The sequence below is a fragment of the Rhodococcus sp. H29-C3 genome (assembly GCF_030063405.1).
GTDB lineage: Bacteria > Actinomycetota > Actinomycetes > Mycobacteriales > Mycobacteriaceae > Rhodococcoides.
This window is the reverse complement of record NZ_JASITC010000053.1, coordinates 1-1683: the sequence shown is the minus strand read 5'-3', so window position 1 is coordinate 1683 and position 1683 is coordinate 1. Positions and strand designations below refer to the sequence as shown.

Sequence of the window (1683 nt, the reverse complement as noted above, 5' to 3'; positions counted from 1 at the left end):
CCTCGGGCTTTCACGCGAATTGAGCTCGACCGAGTGTCAGTTCAGAGGAATGGTGCCCTGAACTGGGAAGATTGAACTTGCGAAGGTAACAATCCAGCGAGTTCGAGAGGCACCATTCCGGTGAGTAAGTCTACGTCGCCCTACCCCGCCCTATCCGTCGATGCGACCGGAAACGGGATCGTGTCGCACGCAGGTGCCGTCACCGTCCTGCGCACAGCCGAGGTCACAGGACTCACCGCAGCCCTGTCCGAGCAGCTCGCACCATGGCGTAAACCGTTGGCGCGCTTCGATCCCGGCAAGATCGTCGTCGATCTTGCAGTGTCGTTGGCGCTCGGCGGCGACTGCCTCGCCGACATCGCTACCCTGCGAGAACACGCGGGCGTCTTCGGGCACGTGCCATCGGATCCGACGGTGTCCCGACTGGTCTCGGTCCTGGCCTGCGATGCTCCGCGTGTACTCGCAGCGATCGACAACGCCCGCGCGCAGGCTCGCGCTGCTGCGTGGGCACACGCCGGCCATCACGCGCCTGATCACGACATTTCTGCGCAGAACCCGATCGTCATCGACCTCGATGCCACCCTGGTTACCGCCCATTCGGAGAAGGAGAAAGCGGCACCGACCTATAAACGCGGATTCGGATTCCACCCACTGCTGGCCTTCGTCGACCACGGCAAGTCCGGTACCGGCGAACCCGTCGCAGCGCTTCTACGTCCAGGAAACGCAGGCTCGAACACCGCCGTCGACCACATCGAGGTCACTCGGAAAGCATTGGCGCAGTTGCCGTTCACTACCGGACAGCGATCTGGGAGGAAAGTGTTGGTACGGACCGACGGCGCTGGGGCGAGCCACGCATTCCTGACCTGGCTGCACAGGCAACGGGTGTCGTATTCGATCGGATTCGGGCTCACCGACGCCATGGTCACCGCCCTCGCTGCTGTTCCGCAGAATGCATGGTCTGTCGCCGTCGACTCGGAGGAAAAGGTCCGCGACGGCGCCTGGGTCATCGACGCCACTGCAATCATCGATGTCACCGCGTGGCCGCCGGGGATGCGGGTGATCATCCGGAAGGAAAGGCCACATCCAGGTGCCCAACTGCGGTTCACCGACAGCGATGGTCTGCGGTTGACCGCTTTTGCCACCAACACCATCGGTGGTCAAGTCCAGGACCTCGAACTACGGCACCGGCGCCGCGCGCGATGCGAGGACCGCATCCGCACCGCCAAGGACACCGGGCTCAGTAACTTTCCATTGCACGGTTTCGACCAGAACCGTATCTGGCTCGCACTCGTCGAACTCGCTCTCGAACTCACCGCATGGACACAGATGCTCGGCTTCCCCGATCACGATGCCCTGCGCTGGGAGCCCAAACGCATTCGTCTACGGATCTTTTCGATCGCTGGCCGCATCTCGTCCCATGCCCGTCGTATCAGACTGAAACTGTCGAAGAATGCGTCCTGGTCCGATGCGATCGTTTCCGCCCTGACACGATTGGCGGCGCTGCGCGCACCCGCCTGACCCAGACCACCATCCCATCAACATGGAAGTAAGCCTCTCGGGCCGTGGAACCGAGCGTTCAACCGATCGACATCGGCCGACACATCGCGCCCGATCGACGTGAACGCAGCCGAAAACGACAATCTCGAACCGATCAGGCCACCACATCAGCAGGAAGAAAGATCGAGG

General features: G+C 62.4%; 1 protein-coding gene. It reads left to right on the top strand.

The genetic code is table 11. The features are described 5' to 3' along the window. The first annotated feature begins 120 nt into the window (after positions 1-120). Positions 121-1515: an IS1380 family transposase gene (locus QMK32_RS25115; RefSeq protein WP_283478287.1), complete on the top strand. Its 1395-nt coding sequence runs from the start codon at positions 121-123 to the stop codon at positions 1513-1515. The last annotated feature ends 168 nt before the right edge of the window (positions 1516-1683 follow it).